General features: G+C 72.7%; 15 protein-coding genes and 1 pseudogene. 7 read left to right on the forward strand and 9 right to left on the reverse strand.

Annotated features, from left to right (window positions below):
- Positions 1–102: 102 nt before the first annotated feature.
- Positions 103–1323: an epoxide hydrolase family protein gene (locus tag ACH47Z_RS34200; protein ID WP_399080745.1), complete on the forward strand. Its 1221-nt coding sequence runs from the start codon at positions 103–105 to the stop codon at positions 1321–1323.
- A gap of 13 nt (positions 1324–1336) precedes the next feature.
- Here the strand turns inward: ACH47Z_RS34200 and ACH47Z_RS34205 are convergent, their stop codons facing one another.
- From ACH47Z_RS34205 to ACH47Z_RS34215, 3 genes and pseudogenes are all read right to left on the reverse strand, one after another.
- Positions 1337–1735: a helix-turn-helix domain-containing protein gene (locus tag ACH47Z_RS34205; RefSeq protein WP_399080747.1), complete on the reverse strand. Its 399-nt coding sequence runs from the start codon at positions 1733–1735 to the stop codon at positions 1337–1339.
- Between the two features lie 83 nt (positions 1736–1818).
- Positions 1819–2271, reverse strand: coding sequence for an ATP-binding protein (locus tag ACH47Z_RS34210; protein WP_399080749.1), 453 nt, complete (start codon positions 2269–2271; stop codon positions 1819–1821).
- A gap of 457 nt (positions 2272–2728) precedes the next feature.
- Positions 2729–3940, reverse strand: a pseudogene (locus tag ACH47Z_RS34215) (DUF6777 domain-containing protein); the annotation flags it as partial.
- 193 nt (positions 3941–4133) lie between these two features.
- Between ACH47Z_RS34215 and ACH47Z_RS34220 the strand changes: the two are divergent.
- A complete protein-coding gene (locus ACH47Z_RS34220; protein WP_399080751.1) occupies positions 4134–5408 on the forward strand; it encodes a streptophobe family protein in 1275 nt (424 codons plus the stop codon).
- Positions 5409–5426: 18 nt separating this feature from the next.
- Here the strand turns inward: ACH47Z_RS34220 and ACH47Z_RS34225 are convergent, their stop codons facing one another.
- From ACH47Z_RS34225 to ACH47Z_RS34240, 4 genes are all read right to left on the reverse strand, one after another.
- The gene (locus tag ACH47Z_RS34225) at positions 5427–6410 is read right to left on the reverse strand and encodes a serine/threonine-protein kinase (protein ID WP_399080753.1); all 984 of its coding nucleotides are present in this window, start codon (positions 6408–6410) and stop codon (positions 5427–5429) included.
- Positions 6410–6961 (reverse strand): hypothetical protein, encoded by a 552-nt coding sequence (locus ACH47Z_RS34230; protein ID WP_399080755.1) that lies wholly within the window; start codon positions 6959–6961, stop codon positions 6410–6412. The genes ACH47Z_RS34225 and ACH47Z_RS34230 overlap by 1 nt, the downstream gene beginning before the upstream one ends.
- Before the next feature lie 8 nt (positions 6962–6969).
- Positions 6970–9306, reverse strand: coding sequence for an FHA domain-containing protein (locus tag ACH47Z_RS34235; protein WP_399080757.1), 2337 nt, complete (start codon positions 9304–9306; stop codon positions 6970–6972).
- Between the two features lie 72 nt (positions 9307–9378).
- Positions 9379–9789, reverse strand: coding sequence for a hypothetical protein (locus tag ACH47Z_RS34240; protein ID WP_399080758.1), 411 nt, complete (start codon positions 9787–9789; stop codon positions 9379–9381).
- Positions 9790–10117: 328 nt separating this feature from the next.
- Here ACH47Z_RS34240 and ACH47Z_RS34245 point away from each other — a divergent pair, with 328 nt between their 5' ends.
- On the forward strand, positions 10118–10516 hold the full coding sequence (locus tag ACH47Z_RS34245; RefSeq protein WP_399080760.1) for a nuclear transport factor 2 family protein: 399 nt from the start codon (positions 10118–10120) through the stop codon (positions 10514–10516).
- Between the two features lie 70 nt (positions 10517–10586).
- Here ACH47Z_RS34245 and mgrA read toward each other — a convergent pair whose 3' ends face one another.
- A complete protein-coding gene (gene mgrA, locus ACH47Z_RS34250) occupies positions 10587–11579 on the reverse strand; it encodes an L-glyceraldehyde 3-phosphate reductase (RefSeq protein ID WP_399080762.1) in 993 nt (330 codons plus the stop codon).
- Between the two features lie 111 nt (positions 11580–11690).
- On the opposite strand from mgrA, the gene ACH47Z_RS34255 reads away from it, so the two are divergent.
- From ACH47Z_RS34255 to ACH47Z_RS34270, 4 genes are all read left to right on the forward strand, one after another.
- Positions 11691–12617 carry a LysR family transcriptional regulator gene (locus tag ACH47Z_RS34255; RefSeq protein ID WP_399080764.1) on the forward strand — a complete coding sequence of 309 codons (927 nt, stop codon included), beginning with the start codon at positions 11691–11693 and terminating at the stop codon, positions 12615–12617.
- 273 nt (positions 12618–12890) lie between these two features.
- On the forward strand, positions 12891–13637 hold the full coding sequence (locus ACH47Z_RS34260; protein ID WP_399080766.1) for a carotenoid oxygenase family protein: 747 nt from the start codon (positions 12891–12893) through the stop codon (positions 13635–13637).
- Complete coding sequence (locus ACH47Z_RS34265; RefSeq protein WP_399080768.1) at positions 13622–14191, forward strand: carotenoid oxygenase family protein; 570 nt, start codon at positions 13622–13624, stop codon at positions 14189–14191. The genes ACH47Z_RS34260 and ACH47Z_RS34265 overlap by 16 nt, the downstream gene beginning before the upstream one ends.
- 28 nt (positions 14192–14219) lie before the next feature.
- Positions 14220–14735, forward strand: a complete 516-nt coding sequence (locus ACH47Z_RS34270) for a DinB family protein (protein ID WP_399080770.1) — start codon at positions 14220–14222, stop codon at positions 14733–14735.
- Here the strand turns inward: ACH47Z_RS34270 and ACH47Z_RS34275 are convergent.
- Positions 14717–15787 (reverse strand): adenosine deaminase, encoded by a 1071-nt coding sequence (locus tag ACH47Z_RS34275; RefSeq protein WP_399080772.1) that lies wholly within the window; start codon positions 15785–15787, stop codon positions 14717–14719. The genes ACH47Z_RS34270 and ACH47Z_RS34275 overlap by 19 nt on opposite strands.
- Between the last annotated feature and the right edge of the window lie 23 nt (positions 15788–15810).

The following is a 15810-nucleotide window of genomic DNA, read 5'->3' on the forward strand; positions in this document are numbered from 1 at the left end:
GAACGCGGTCATGTGTATCGACCGCCGCGCGCCGCGAAACTCATCGGCGGGCCCGAGATTGATCCGGACGGGCGAGCGGCGCACCCGCCTAGCATCCGGATCATGACCTCCACACCCCGCGAGACACGTGACGAGACACCCGGCGAGAGCGTCGAGCCCTTCCGGCTGTCGGTGCCGCAGAGCGACCTCGACGATCTGTACGACCGCCTGGACCGGACCCGCTGGCCCGCCGAGCTGCCAGGCGCGGGCTGGGAGTACGGGGTCCCGGCCGGCTATCTGAAGGAGCTGGTCCACTACTGGCGGCACGCGTACGACTGGCGCGCGGCCGAGGCCGAGCTCAACCGGTGGCCGCAGTTCACGACCACGATCGACGGTGCGAATGTCCATTTCGCCCATGTCCGCTCGCCCGAACCGGACGCCACCCCGCTGCTGCTGACCCACGGCTGGCCGGGCTCGATCGTGGAGTTCCTGGATGTCGTCGGCCCGCTCACCGACCCGGTGGCGCACGGCGGCGACGCGGCCGACGCCTTCCATGTCGTCGTCCCGAGCATCCCCGGCTTCGGGCTGTCCGGGCCCACCGTCGAACGGGGCTGGGAGGCGGGCCGGGTGGCCGATGCCTGGGTGGAGCTGATGCGGCGGCTCGGCTACGAGCGGTTCGGGACGCAGGGCGGGGACTGGGGCGCGATGATCTCCCGCGAGCTGGGCCGCGCCCACCCGGGCCGGATCATCGGCGTCCACCTCAATCTGTTGCCCGGCGCGCAGGCGACGACCGAGCCGACCGAGGAGGAGCTGGGCGCGCTCGGGCCCGAGGAGCGGGAGCGGACGCTGCGGTCCTGGCGCCAGTGGGCGGACTGGTCCCGCGAGGACAGCGCGTACGCCGCCCTGCAGTCCACCCGGCCGCACACCCTCGGCTACGCCCTGACGGACTCGCCCGTCGGTCAACTCGCCTGGATCGTCGAGAAGTTCCGGGCCTGGACGGACTCCGAGGAGCTACCGGAGGAGGCGGTGGACCGGGACCGGCTGCTCACCGGCGTGATGCTGTACTGGCTGACCGGCACGGCCGGTTCGTCGGCACGCATCTACTACGAGCGGGCGCACGCCGCCGGCCGCCGGGCCCTGCCCGCCGAGCCGTCCACGGCGCCGACGGCGCTCGCCGTGTTCCCGGCCGAACTCCAGCTTCCGCTGCGGCACCGGGCCGAGCGGACCGAGAACCTCGTGCGCTGGACGGAGTTCGACCGGGGCGGGCACTTCGCGGCCATGGAGGAGCCGGATCTGCTGGTCGGCGATGTGCGCGCGTTCTTCCGGCAGCTGCGGGAGAACTGAGCCGGGCGCCCGCTCAGGCGGCCAGGCAGAGTCCGTTGTAAGGCCGGTGCGGTGCGGCCGCCGGACGGCGGTGGGTGCTCGTCCGCCGGGTGAGCCGGCCGTGTGCCAGCGACAGCAGGTCGCCGAGGCCCAGTCCGAGGGCGTGCGCGGCGGCGGCGAGCACCTCCGAGGAGGCCTCCTTGCGGCCGCGCTCGATCTCGGACAGGTAGGGCAGCGAGATCCGGGCCGCGTCGGCCACGTCCTTCAGGGTGCGGTCCTGCGCCTGCCGTTCGCGCCGCAGCACCTCGCCGACCAGATCGCGCCAGAGGGGCTCTTTGCCGGTCTCCCCGGGCTCGGACTCGGGCTCCTGCGGGCGGGCGGGCGCCGGGCGCAGCGGGATCACTCGGGCTTCGTTGCTCACCTGGTTGCTCACCCACGTCAGCCTAGGAGCGGGAGGCCGCGGGACAAGGGCCCGGCGTTGCGCCCTGAGGGAAATCGGCGCGGCGGGGCCTGGGCTCAGCGCTGGAGCGGGAAGCGGGCGCGCACCCGCTTGCCGACCGGCACCCGCTCGGCGGTGACCTCGGTGGCCAGGGCGTCCACGATCTCCAAGCCGTGCCGCCCGACCCGCTCGGGGTCCCTGGGGTAGCGGCGGGGCAGGGCGGAGCTGCTGTCGTAGACGCACACCGTGACCACGCTGTCCGTGCCCTCCAGCTCCAGGATGTAGGGGCCGTTGCTGTGCCGCTCGGCATTGGTGACCAGCTCGCTCACGAGCAGGAGCAGCTCGCCGTCGGCACGGCGGTCGGGAGTGGCGCACCACTCGGTCTTCAGCTGTTCCAGAAACCGTGCCGCGAAGGCCCGTGCCTCCGCTATGGAGCCGGGTTCGCCGGTGTAGTGCGCCGCGCGGCGCAGCGGTTCCACGGGTACGTCGAAACCAGTCGGTATCACATCCCCGCCCAGGTGCTCGGTCATGCTGTCTCTCTCGAATGCCGGGTCCGGCCGGTCGCCTGTTGCACCAGTCCTGTTACCCCGAGCCGGGCCCGGCAGTCCCCCGAAGCGTTCGCCGACCGCGCACAGTGGCGATGGTCACTCTCGGATCGCCCCCGGACCGGCCCTACGACTGCTGCCCGTTCCCGTTGCCATTGCCGTTCCCGTTCCCGGTGCCGTTCCCGTTGCCGTTTCCGGTGCCGTTCCCGTTCCCCGGCGGCTGGCCGGTCGTCCCGGGGGTCACCGCGCCGGGCCCGGAGTTCTGCGTGGCCGGGGGCGCGGAGACGCTCGTCTGCTGCTGCGTGGACTGCCCGGACCCGCCGCCCGACGAGGTCACGGCCGACGACTCGCTCGACGGCGAGCCCGGGGACGGTGACGAGGGCCCGGCAGTGGAGGGCGCGGCCGAGGACGACGAGGACGACGGCGAGGTGGCCGGGGACGACGACGCCGACTTGGGTCCCGAGGACGCGGACGACGGCGAGGAGGACGAGGAGGACGACGGGGACGCACTCGACGACGACGGCGAGGACGGGGACGAGGACGAGGACGAGGAGGATGCCGAGGTCGAGGGAGACGCGCTGCTCGACGAGGACGAGGGGGACGCGCTCGACGAGGAGGACGACGTCGACGGGTTCGGCTTGCCCGATGTGGTCGACGGGCTCGGCCTGCCCGATGTGGGGGACGGGCAGTGCTTCGTCCCGGGCGGGCACGTCGGGGAGGAGAACGGCGGCGGGAACCAGGGGTGCGGGAACTGCGGCGGCCTGCCGTGCTCGTCGTGCTGCCAGCCCTGGTTGCCCTGCGGGCGGTGGATCCAGTCGTCGTGGTGGGAGTCGTAGATCACGAAGACCTTGACGATCACCGGCGCGGGCGTCACCACGACCACGTTCGAGGGCCGGTAGGCCGGCCAGCGCGGGCCCACCAGCTTGGGTGTGGCCTTCTCGGCGACCGGCGAGGTCAGCGGGTTGCCGCAGGCGCAGCGCACCCGGGGCACGCCGTGGTTGTCGACCAGCACGGCCGTACCCGCCTGGAGCACGGACTGGTAGCTGGTGGCGGCGCCGTTCCGGTAGCCGTGGTTGGTGACGCGTGTGTCGACGCGCAGCTGGACCGGGGTGAGCGAGCGCAGGTAGGCGGGCACACTGGACGGCTGGACGCCGGCCACGGAGGCGAACGCCCTGTTCTTGCCCGGGTCCGCCTGGAGGGCCTTGATCTGCTGCTCCACGTCACAGGCGGCGATCTTCTGGGTGCCGCCGTACAGGCCGGGCGCCCCGCCCTGCACTTCCTGCACCGTGGTGGCGGCGCCGGAGGGCGCGGCGGAGGGGGAGGGGGGTGGTGGAGCGGAACTCTGCTTCGCCGTCGAGTGTGTGTAGGGGTCCTGGCCGGTGCTGGCGGCGGACTGCAGGAAGACCTCGCCGCCCTTGGCGGAGGATCCGCCGCCCGGACGGGTGAAGACGACGGCGAGGACCACGGCGGCGACCACGGCGGCGCTCACGGCGGCCATGCGCGGTACGGACTTCCACCACGGCCCGTGCGGCCCCTTGGGCCCGGTGCCGGACGGCGGCCCGGCGGGCGGTCCGGCGGGCGGCTGGGAGCCCCCCGACAGGGGGCCGGAGGGCGGCCCGGTGGGGCGGCCGGATGACGGAGGTTCGACGCTCACGAGCACTTCTTCCCGTCGCGATGGGCGGCTTTTCTCAGGCCGGCTTTTCGGCGCGGCCTTTCTCAGTGCGGCATTTCGCAGTCAAGTTCCGTTTGGTGCATTTGGCTGCACATTGACCCCATTGTGTGTCGCAGGACCACGATGCTCGCAAGCCGACGAGCGGGGTCCCCGGCCGCTGCTTAGCGTGGCTGATGTGAGCCCTCCGACCGTCACCGCGCGGCCCGCCACTCGCCACGGCTGGGCCCATGCCCTGGGCGCGGTGCTGACCGGGCTGGCCGTCATGGTCCTGGTGGCGGCGCTGGGTCTGTGGGCGGCCGGTGCGTCGGATCTGCCGGACGGCGCGTTCCCGAGGGTGGTGGCCGCGACCCTGGCCACGGCCGTGGGCGGCACCGTCGAACTGTCCGGTGATGCCGGGGTGCTGGCGGAGAGCCACGCCGGTCTCACCGTGATCCCGCTGTCGGTGACGCTGGCCGGTGCCCTGGTGATCGGGGCGGGCTTTCTGCGCCCGTTGCGGCACCGGGCGGTGGCCTCGGCCGCGGAGCTGGCCGGCTGGGCCGCCCGGCTGGCGGTGCTGTGGCTGCTGGTGCTGATCGGCCTGGCCTTCGGCGCCCGGCAGACCTTCGCCGTCGACGTGGGCAGCGGCACCCTCAGCGATCTGACCGGGCTGTTCGAGGCCGCGCCGAGGGTCGGCTTCACCACGAACGTGCCGCTGACCGTGCTGTTCGGGCTGCTGTGGCTGGCCGGGGTGCTGCTGCTGGCGGTGCTGGTCGCGCGCGGGGCTCCGCTGCCGGGGCGGCTGCTGCGCTTCCAGGAGTCGGTGCGTCCGGCGGCGCACGCGATGGTCGTCCTGCTCCTCGCCTACGTCGTCGTCGGCCTGGTCGTCGCGCTGATCACGGCGGCCGCTCGCGGACATGCCCCGGCGACCTTCGCGCTGATCCTCCTCGGGCTGCCCAACCTGGCCTGGCTGGCCCTCACCATCGGCCTGGGCGCGACCTGGAACGGCCGGGTGGACGGCCCGTTCGGGTTGCCGATGCCGCATGTCCTGAACGTGCTGCTGCGCACCCCGGACGTCTCCGTGCTGAATCTGCGCTCGCTCACCGGCTACGACGGCCGCTGGTGGTGGCTGGTGGTCGTGGACGCGCTCCTGCTGCTCGCCGTGGCCTTCTGGACGGCTGCCGTCTCACCGGCCCGGATCCGGGTGTGGCAGCACGCCCTGCACCTGGGCGTGGCGCTGGCGCTGACCGTGCTGATGATCTGTCTGACGGGCAGTGTCTCGGCGCACTACGGCCTGTCCCTGCTCGGCATCGGCAACCTGGGCGGCGGCCTGTCCGGCGAGCTGTTCCTCAGGCCACAGCTCTGGCAGGCGGTGGGCCTCGGCGCACTGTGGGGCCTGGTCGCCGGGCTGCTGGGCGGACTCCTGGCCCTGCCGGTGCGGCGCCGGGGCGAGGTCGGCGAACCGACGCGCTGAGCCGTCGCCCGGGCCCTGTCAGCCGTGGAACACCGGCCCGGCCCAGTGCGGGGGTGCCGGGGTCTCGGTCACCGTGCGGGCGGGCTCCGTCCCGGACTCCGTCGCGGGGTGGACCCCGGCCGGGCCGGCCGCCATGGTGGCGCGCAGGGCGGCGACGAAGGCGAGACAGGTGTCGTAGCGGTCGTCCGGGCTCTTGGCGAGGGCCTTGGCGAACACGGCGTCGGCGGCCGGGTCGAGACCGGGGCGGGCCGCGCTCGGCGGGGACGGTTCGTCGTACTGGTGGGCCCACAGCAGGGCCATGTCGTCGTCGCGCTGGAAGGGCGGGCGGCCGGCGAGGGTCTCGTAGACGACGCAGGCCAGCCCGTAGACGTCGCAGCGGCCGTCGACGGGGCGGCCGGAGATCTGCTCGGGGGCCACGTAGTCGAGGGTGCCGACGAACTGGCCGACGCTGGTGAAGCCGGTCAGGGACAGCGACTTCTTGGTGAGCCCGAAGTCGGTGAGGTACACGTGCTCGGGGTGGTCGCTGTCGGTGCCCTCGGCGACCAGGATGTTGCCGGGCTTGACGTCCCGGTGGACCAGGCCGTGCTCGTGGGCGGCGTCGAGGGCGGAGGCCACCTGCCCGGCGATGCGGACGGCGTCCGGGAGCGGCAGCGGTCCGCGGTCGTCCAGCAGATGGCGCAGGTCGCTGCCGGACACGAACCGCATGGCGATGTAGAGCACGCCGTCGGTCTCACCGGCGTCGAAGACCGGCACGATGTGCGGGTGGTCGATCGCGGCGGCCACCTGGGACTCATGGGTGAAGCGCTGCCGGAAGGTGTCGTTGCGGGCCAGTTCGGGCGCGAGCAGTTTGAGGGCGACCGTGCGGTCCAGGCGCAGGTCGCGGGCGCGGAAGACGACCGCCATGCCGCCGCGCCCGACCTCGCTCTCGATCAGGTAGCTCGCCACCTTCCGGCCGATCAGCTCGGAGGGCCGCCCGGAGAACAGGCTGGTCTGGCGCGCCATCAGGGCTCACCGTCGGGTGCCACCAGCCGGGTCGGAGCGTGCCCGGTGTCGGTGTCGCCGGTGACCGACCGGTCGGTGGCGTAGGTGGTGATCCGGCGTCCGTCGCCGTACATCCAGCGGCTCTCCTCGGGGTCGTACAGCCACATGGACTCCCCGTCGACGACGATCCCGATCCTCAGCCCCCGGGTGCGGTCCGCGAAGTCCTCGCCGTCGAGGGCGCCGGCCGCCAGGTCCTCCACGGCGGAGCGGTAGTCGGCGAGGGCCTCGGCGGCGGCGGCCAGCAGGGGCCGGGGATCGGCGGTGCCGGCCTGGCTGTCGGCGGCGGGCGGGTCCTCGGGTACGGCGACGAGGTGGCGGCTGTCGACCCAGGCGGCCCAGCCGTTGGCGCAGCGGATGTGTCCCCAGTCGCCGCGCCGTTCCACGAGCTGGACCGGCAGCAGCGCGTCCAGGGGCAGGGTGGGCCGGGCCGGGTCGGGGGCCTCCCAGGCGGCCATGCCGCGCGGCGGGACGACGTGCGTGGGCCGGAATCCGGGGCCGGGGCCTTTTGTCATCGTGCCGCCTACTTCCGCATCACAGCGGGCTCGTGCCGGCGCAGCAGCCGGGACAGGACACAGCCGAAGACGGCGGCCAGCACCATCAGCATGCCCATGTTGCGCAGCCACACGCCGGCCGAGTGCCGGAAGAACGGGTCCGCGGTGAGCGTGCCCGGCACGATCCGGCCCAGGTCGACGGTACCGGCCATGGCGCCCAGCGCCCACCGCGAGGGGACCAGCCAGGCGATCTGCTCGAGACCGGGCACGCCGTTCAGTTTCAGCAGGGTCCCGCAGAAGACGACCTGGACGACGGTGAGCAGCACCAGCAGCGGCATCGTCACTTCCTCCTTGCGGACCAGCGCGGAGATCACCAGGCCGAGCATCATCGCGGTGAAGGCGAGCACGGCCACGGCGACGGTGATCTCGAACAGGGGTGGCATCAGCACTCCGTCGCCGCGGGGCGCGTCGAGGTCGACGCCGGCCAGGCCGACGAGGGTGAGGACGACCGCCTGCAGCGCGGTGATGACGCCGAGGACGACGACCTTCGACATCACATAGGCCGATCGGGGCAGGCCGACGGCTCTCTCGCGCTGGTAGACGACACGTTCCTTGACCAGTTCGCGCACGGCGTTGGCGGCGCCGATCAGTACGCCGCCCACGCACAGGGTGAGCAGCGCGTTGGTCGCGGTGTCAAAGGTGAGTCTGCTGCCGGCGACGGCCCGGGCCATCGCGCCCATGACGAACGGCAGCCCGATCATGATGGCGAGGAAGGTGCGGTCGGCGGCGAGGACGGCCGTGTAGCGGCGCACCAGGGTCGAGAACTGGGCTCCCCAGCTGCGCGGCCTCGGCGGTGGCGCGGCGGCGACCGGGCCGGTGCGCGGCGCCTGCGGCTGCGCGCTGGAGTTCACGATGTGCTCGCGGTGGTACGACGAGTCGCGGTACTGCCCCGCCCAGTCCCGGCCGGTGTCCCGCTCGAACGCCTCGAACGCCTCCGGCCACTCGTCGAACCCGAAGAAGCCGAGGGCGTCGCCGGGCGGCCCGAAGTAGGCCGTCCGCCCGCCCGGCGCCAGCACCAGGAGGCGGTCGCAGACGTCCAGGCTGAGCACGCTGTGGGTGACGACGATGACGGTGCGGCCGTCGTCGGCGAGGCCGCGCAGCATGTTCATCACCGACCGGTCCATGCCGGGGTCGAGGCCGGAGGTCGGCTCGTCGAGGAAGAGCAGCGACGGCTTGGTCAGCAGCTCCAGGGCCACGCTCACCCGTTTGCGCTGCCCGCCGGAGAGGCTGTGCACGGGCTGCTCGGCGCGCTGTTCGAGGCCCAGCTCCCGGATGACCTCCTCGACCCGCTGCCGCCGCTCGGACCTCGCGGTGTCCTCGGGGAAGCGCAGTTCGGCGGCGTAGGTGAGGGCGCTGCGCACGGTCAGCTGGACGTGCAGGATATCGTCCTGCGGGACCAGGCCGATGCGCTGACGCAGTTCGGCGTAGTCGCGGTAGAGGTCGCGACCGTCGTACAGGACGGTGCCGTGCTCCGCGGGGCGCTGTCCGGTGAGGGCGCCGAGCAGCGTGGACTTGCCGGCGCCGCTCGGACCGACCACGGCGAGCAGACACTTCTCGCCCACCGGGAAGGAGACGTGGTCCAGCAGGATCTTGCGGCCGCCGTCGACGGCGACGGTGAGGCCCTGGACGTCGAGGGAGACCTCGCCGGTGTCGACGTACTCCTGGAGTCCGTCGCCGGCCAGGCAGAACGCCGAGTGCCCGATGCCGACGATGTCGCCGGGGCCGAGGCGGGCCCGGGTGACGGGCCGGCCGTTGAGGTAGGTGCCGTTGTGGCTGCCGAGGTCGGCGATCTCGTACGTGCCGTCCGCGTGGGCGCGCAGTTCGGCGTGGCGGCGGGAGACGATCAGGTCGTCCACCACGAGGTCGTTGTCGGGTGCCCGGCCGATGCGGACGGTGCGCACGGGCAGCGGGCGGACGCTGGTGGGGCGGCGGAAGGTGCCGGTCAGCAGGGGCAGCGACACCGCGGAGGGGCGGTCGGGGGCGGGCCGCGGGGCGCCGGCGAGCACCGCGCGAGGGCCGGTGGGACCGCCGAAGCGGATCACGTCGCCGGGGCTGACGGCCCGCTCGTCGATCCTGCGGCCGTCGGCGTAGGTGCCGTTGGTGCTGTGCTGGTCCGCCAGGATCCAGTGGTCGTGGTCGCAGCGCAGCACGGCGTGGTGCCACGAGACCCGGGCATCGTCGAGGACGATGTCGCTCAACGGGTCGCGTCCGACGTGGTAGTCACGGCCCGGGCTCATCACCGTGGAGCCCGCGTCGGTCTCCAGGACGATGTCGGGCGCCGTCGGGGCGACCTGTCGCTCCGCCATGGCCAGAATTGTACCGATTCGTTCACATATACGCCGCAGTGGAGAGGTACAGACCCGGCGTACGGACACGTGTCAGGCGACGGGTACGACGAGGACGGGCAGGGTGCGCTGCATCCGCAGGGCGTCGACGGACTCGGCGAGCAGTTCGTACTCGGTGGTGTCGTCGCTGGCGGCGATCCGCACCAGCCGGCCGCCCGCCAGTTCGTCGGCCACCAGCTCCTGCCGGACGTCGTCGGCACACCAGGCGCGCAGCAGCGTGGGCACGTCGGCGACCGTCTCGGCCACCGGCACCAGCGCGCCCGCGGGGAAGGCCTGGTCCTCCGGGCTGGGGTCGAGCCGCTCGGCGATCCAGGACGCCCGGTCCCGTAACCACCACAGCGCCAGGGCCAGCGTCGGCGCGCGATAGGTGCCGAGCGGTACGCCGATGCGCCGGCCGTCGCACATGCCGTACGCCGTGACATGGCACAGGAACTCGTCGTGCACGTCTCACTCCCCCGTCGCCTCGCTGGTGTGCCGGCTCAGGCCCTCGCTTTCCGTGCGGCTCCTGTGCGGTGAAGTGCCCCTGGCGTTCGAGTATCGCCTCTCCCGAAACACTGTCACCATGCCTTTCCGGCCAGCCTGTTGGCATATTCGGCGCCCGTTCTGGCCGAAATTGCACCGGGCTGTTACGCGCCCCCGGGCATGACCAGAGAGGTAATCGACCCGCCCCCTCGACCTCCGGCATGGTGGTCACACCGGATCGGCGAAGCCCCGGATCCGGGCCTGACCAGCAGATACGACCTCACACGACTTCGATGGAGGCTGATTCAGCATGTCCGTGAACACCGACCGTTACGAGACCGCGGCCGCCCGTTACTTCGAGGCCTGGAACGCCACCGAGCCGGAGGCACTGAAGAAGGCGGTCGCCGCCGCGTGGACCGCGGACGGGGGTTACACCGACCCCCTCGCCGACGTCCGCGGCCACGAGGGCATCGCCGCCGTGATCACCGCGGTCCACGAGCAGTTCCCGGGGTTCGTCTTCCGCCCGCTGGGCATGGTGGACGGCCACCACGACACCGCGCGCTTCGGCTGGGAGCTGGTCAGCGAGGCTGGGGGTACCCCCGGGGGAGGGTCGGCACCGGTCGCCGGGTTCGACGTGGTCATCCTGGACGAGGAGGGCCGCATCCGCCAGGTCCTGGGCTTCCTGGACCGGGTGCCGGAGGGTGCCTGACACACGCCGTGGAACCGGGCCGGCGGGGCTGAGCGGAAGACCGCCGCGCAGGCCGCCCCGCCCGCCGTTCTCAGCCCTTCACGATCGCGTCGATCCGGGTCAGTTCCTCGGCGTCGAAGTCCAGGTTCCGGATCGCGCCGACGCTGTCCTCGATCTGCCGTGCGCTGCTCGCGCCGACCAGCGCGGAGGTGACGCGGCCGCCCCGCAGGACCCAGGACAGGGCCAGTTGGGCCAGGGTCTGGCCGCGGGACGTGGCGATCTCGTCCAGGGCGCGCAGCCGGGCGACCAGGTCCTCGGTGACCGCGTCGGAGTTGAGGAAGGGGCTGTCGCTCGCGGCGCGGGAGTCCTCGGGGATGCCGTCGAGGTAGCGGCCGGTGAGCAGGCCCTGCTCCAGCGGGGAGTAGACGATGGAGCCGACCTGGAGCTCGTCCAGGGCGTCGAGCAGGCCCTCGTCCTCGGGGCGCCGGTCGAGCATCGAGTAGCGCGGCTGGTGGATGAGGAGCGGGGTGCCGAGGTCGGCGAGGATGCGGGCGGCCTCGCGGGTCTGCTCGGCCGAGTAGTTGGAGACGCCGACGTAGAGCGCCTTGCCCTGCCGCACCGCCGAGTGCAGGGCGCCCATCGTCTCCTCCAGCGGAGTGTCCGGGTCGGGGCGGTGCGAGTAGAAGACGTCCACGTAGTCCAGGCCCATGCGCGCGAGGCTCTGGTCCAGCGAGGACAGCAGGTACTTGCGCGAGCCCCATTCGCCGTACGGGCCGGGCCACATGAGGTAGCCGGCCTTGGTGGAGATGACCAGCTCGTCGCGGTACGGCGCGAAGTCGGCCTTCAGGGCCTCGCCGAGCGCGGACTCGGCGGCGCCGGGCGGCGGGCCGTAGTTGTTCGCGAGGTCGAAGTGGGTGACGCCCAGGTCGAAGGCGCGCCGCAGAATGGCCCGCTGGGTCTCGACGGGCCGGTCCGGGCCGAAGTTGTGCCACAGGCCGAGGGACAGCGCGGGGAGCTTCAGTCCGCTGCGCCCGGTGCGCCGGTAGGGCATGCCGTCGTAGCGGTCGGGGTGTGCGGTGTACAACGCGACTCCAGAGGGGTTGGCACACGGTCTACCCGTGCCACTCTTCCGCGCGCGGCACGCAGCGGTCCAACAGGAGAATCCGATGGAATTGTGCGGCTAGGCTTCTCAATCATGGAACTGCGCCATCTCCAGCACTTCGTCGCGGTCGCCGAGGACCAGCACTTCACCCGGGCAGCCGAACGCCTGATGGTGTCGCAGTCCGGTCTGTCCGCCTCCATCAGGGCCCTGGAGCGGGAGCTGCGGGCGCCGCTGTTCGTACGGACCACCCGGCGGGTGACGCTCACCGAGGCGGGGCGGGCGCTGCTGGTGGAGGCGGAGCGGATCCTGGCGCAGGTGCGCTCGGCGCACGAGGCGGTGGCGGCGGTGCAGGGCGTGCTGCGCGGCACGCTGGCCCTCGGCACCGAGCAGTGCATCGCCGGGGTGCATGTGGCGCGGCTGCTCGCCGGGTTCCGGGGGCGGCATCCGGACGTGGAGATCCGGCTGCGGCAGGCCGGCTCGGGCGCGCTGGCCGAGGAGGTCGCGGCCGGGCGGCTCGACCTGGCCTTCGCCTACCGCACGCAGGCGGACTCCGACCAGTTGCGTTCGGTGGCGCTGACGAGCGAGCCGATGACCGTGCTGTGCCATCCCGGCCACCGGCTGGCCTCGGCGGGCGCGGCGCTGATCCCGGAGGACCTGGCCGGGGAGGTCTTCGTGGACTTCCATCCGGACTGGGGGCCGCGTCGTACGACCGACGCCGCGTTCACCGCGGCCGGGGTACGGCGCACGGTGGCGCTGGAGGTGAACGACGTGCACAGCCTGCTGGACCTGGTGGACGAGAACCTGGGGATCGCGGTCGTCCCCCGGCACTTCCGGCACAAGCGGCCCGCGCTCACGGCGCTCCCGCTGAAGGGCACGGGCGAGGCGGAGTACGAGACCGTCGCCCTGCTGCCCCCGGACCGGGCCACCAGCCCCGCCGCCCGCGCACTGGTCACCCTCCTGGAAACAGGAGGCGGGACAGGGGGCCTGGCACCACCCCGGGAGGGCGGCCAGAGCCACTGATTCCGGCCGTCCACCGCGCCAGACTCAAGGACCGTCGGCCCTCACCACGACGGTTCAGGGGGAACAGGTCATGGCGGAACACACACGGCGCACCGTGCTGCGCGGCACGGCCGGACTCGCGGCGGCGGGCGCACTCGTGGGCGGCACGGGAGCGGGTCACGCAGCGGCCCGCCCCGCAGGAGAGTTGACGAAACGTCACTATCCTTCCTGGAAGGCGCGTTCGCCCCCGTCACCGAGGAGCTGACGGCCTTCGACCTGCCGGTCACCGGACGCGTGCCGCGCGAGCTGAACGGCCGCTTCCTGCGCAACGGCCCCAATGTGCTGGGCCTGGAGGATCCCCGCGCCCATCACTGGATGCTCGGCGAGGGCATGGTGCACGGAGTGCGGCTGCGGGACGGGAAGGCCGAGTGGTACCGCAACCGCTGGGTGCGCTCCTCGCAGGTCGCGAAGAAGCTCGGCGAGCCGTGTCCGGGTCCGGTGCCGGAGGAGGACTTCGCGTGCAACACGCATGTCATCCCCTACCAGGGGCGGATCCTGGCGCTCCAGGAGAGCGGCCCGCTGCCGTACGAACTCGACGGTGAGCTGGGCACGGTGGGCACGTACGACTTCCGGGGCACGCTGGAGGGCGCGTTCGCGGCGCACACCAAGTACGACGCGCACGCGGGCGAGTTGCACGCCATCGCCTACCACCCGGACCGGGACCATGTCCGGCACCTGGTCGTGGACGCCTCCGGGAGGGTCGCCCGCACGACCCGGATCCCGGTGGCGGACGCGCCGATGATGCACGACTTCGCGCTGACCGAGCGGTACGTCGTCGTCTTCGACCTGCCGATCACCTTCGACGCGGCGGCGGCCGGGCGCGGCGCCCCGGTGCCGTACGTCTGGAACCGGAACCATCCGACCCGGGTGGGGGTCATGCGGCGCACCGGCGGCCCGGTCCGCTGGTTCGGCATCGAGCCGGTCCCTACTCGCACACCCTCAACGCCTACGACGAGGGCGGGTCGGTGGTGGTCGACCTGATGGCCTGTCCGGCGCCGTTCCTGGTCGCCGGGCGCGGCTCGGGCGGTCCGTACGACGCGGGCACGGGCAGGCTGGAACGCTGGACGGTCGATCTGCGCCACGGGCGGGTACGGCAGCGGGTGCTGGACGACCGGCCGCAGGAATTCCCGCGCGTGAACGAGTCGTTGGTGGCGCGGCGCCACCGCTACGGCTACACGGCGGCGGCCGCCGAGCTGACGGCCGCGTATCTGACGCCGGACGGCGGCACCCCGCCCGACGGCGCCTTCTCCAACGCGCTGGTCAAGCACGACCTGCTGCGCGACACCACCCAGGTGCACCGGCTGCCGAGGGGAGCGGCGGCGGGCGAGGCGGTGTTCGTGCCGCGCGATCCGGACGACCGGCGGGCGGCGGAGGACGACGGGTACGCGCTCGCGTACGTCCACAACCCGGACCGGGGCCTGGCCGACCTGGTGATCCTCGCGGCGCAGGACTTCACCGGCGAACCGGTGGCGCGGGTGCATCTGCCGGGGCGGGTCCCGCTGGGCTTCCACGGGAGCTGGATTCCGGACGCGTGAACGGCCGCTCTTTGGGATGGTGGACGGTATGCATGCCAAGGACATCCTCATCGACGGCTACGGCCGCATCCAGGAAGAAGTCCATGCCGCCCTCGACGGCCTCGGACCGGACGAGCTGAACCACCGCCCGGAGCCCGACGCCAACTCCATCACCTGGCTGGTCTGGCACCTCACCCGGGTGCAGGACGACCACATCGCCGACGCGTTCGGCCTCGAGCAGGTCTGGCTCACCCAGGACTGGCAGAAGCGCTTCGGCCTCGACCTGCCGCCCCGCGACCACGGGTACGGGCACACCCCCGCGAAGGTCGCGAAGGTCAGGGTCGACTCCGCCGACCTGCTCACCGGGTACTACGACGCCGTCCACGAGCAGACCCTCGGCGCGCTCAGGGATCTCGCCGCCAAGGATCTGGAACGCGTCGTGGACGAGGGCTGGGATCCCCCGGTCACCCTGGGGGTCCGCCTGGTGAGCGTCCTGTCCGACGACCTTCAGCACGTCGGACAGGCCGCCTACCTCAGGGGGCTGCTTCAGAGCGCGGCCGCGTAACCCGGCAGGACCACGTCCTCGATGAGGGCGTTGCGCTCGTCGAACGGGATGAACGCGCTCTTGAGGGCGTTCACCGTGACCGTGCGCAGGTCCTCGACGGTCCAGCCGGCCTCCTCGACCAGCAGGGACATCTCCCGGGTCATCGTCGTCCCCGAGACCAGCCGGTTGTCGGTGTTGAGGGTGACCCGGAAGCCGAGGTCCTTCAGCGCGGTGATGGGGTGCTCGGCTATCGAGGTGGCGCAGCCGGTCTGCAGGTTGGAGGTGGGGCACATCTCCAGGGCGATACGGCGGTCGCGGACCCAGGAGGCGAGCCGGCCGAGCTTGCCGTCCACGATGTCCTCGGTGAGGCGCACACCGTGGCCGATGCGCTGGGCGCCGCACACCTGCAGGGCCTGGTGGATGCTGGGCAGGCCGTGCGCCTCGCCGGCGTGGATGGTGAAGGGCACGCTCTCACGGCGCAGGTGCTCGAAGGCCTCGAGGTGGTCGGCGGGCGGGAAGCCGTCCTCGGCGCCGGCGATGTCGAAGCCGATGACACCGGCGTCCCGGTAGGCCACGGCGAGGTCGGCGGCGTCGCGGACCCGGTCGAACATCCGCATGCCGCACAGCAGGGTGCCGACGCGCACGGGGGTGCCGGCGGCGGCCGCCTTGGCCATGCCGGCGGCGAGACCCTCCTGCACGGTCTCGACGACCTCGCCGAGCGACAGCCCGCCGTTCGTGTTCAGCTCGGGGGCGTAGCGCACCTCGGCGTAGACGACGCCGTCGGCGGCGAGGTCCAGCACGTACTCCTCGGCGGTGCGCAGCAGGCCCTCGCGGGTCTGCATGACGGCGAGGGTGTGCTCGAAGGTGGCGATGTAGCGGACCAGGTCGCCGGAGTTGGCGGCCTCGAAGTACCAGGCGGCCAGCTCGTCGGGGTCGGTGGTGGGCAGGGTGTGACCGATCTCCGCCGCGAGTTCGACGACGGTGGCGGGGCGCAGGCCGCCGTCGAGGTGGTCGTGCAGCACGGCCTTGGGGAGCCGGCGGAGGGTCTCGGTGTCGATGCGGGGCGCGGTCATGGGCGTGTTTCCTCGGCAGGTGG

Source organism: Streptomyces sp. NPDC020192, from assembly GCF_044388685.1.
Classification (GTDB): domain Bacteria; phylum Actinomycetota; class Actinomycetes; order Streptomycetales; family Streptomycetaceae; genus Streptomyces.

Bases quoted from the DNA above. Each gene is read 5' to 3' on its own strand.
- ACH47Z_RS34230 (WP_399080755.1), bottom strand. From the start codon at position 6,961: ATGACAAAAGGCCCCGGCCCCGGATTCCGGCCCACGCACGTCGTCCCG.
- ACH47Z_RS34210 (WP_399080749.1), bottom strand. From the start codon at position 2,271: ATGACCGAGCACCTGGGCGGGGATGTGATACCGACTGGTTTCGACGTA.
- ACH47Z_RS34235 (WP_399080757.1), bottom strand. From the start codon at position 9,306: ATGGCGGAGCGACAGGTCGCCCCGACGGCGCCCGACATCGTCCTGGAG.
- ACH47Z_RS34270 (WP_399080770.1), top strand. From the start codon at position 14,220: ATGCATGCCAAGGACATCCTCATCGACGGCTACGGCCGCATCCAGGAA.
- ACH47Z_RS34275 (WP_399080772.1), bottom strand. From the start codon at position 15,787: ATGACCGCGCCCCGCATCGACACCGAGACCCTCCGCCGGCTCCCCAAG.
- ACH47Z_RS34245 (WP_399080760.1), top strand. From the start codon at position 10,118: ATGTCCGTGAACACCGACCGTTACGAGACCGCGGCCGCCCGTTACTTC.
- ACH47Z_RS34255 (WP_399080764.1), top strand. From the start codon at position 11,691: ATGGAACTGCGCCATCTCCAGCACTTCGTCGCGGTCGCCGAGGACCAG.
- ACH47Z_RS34225 (WP_399080753.1), bottom strand. From the start codon at position 6,410: ATGGCGCGCCAGACCAGCCTGTTCTCCGGGCGGCCCTCCGAGCTGATC.
- ACH47Z_RS34200 (WP_399080745.1), top strand. From the start codon at position 103: ATGACCTCCACACCCCGCGAGACACGTGACGAGACACCCGGCGAGAGC.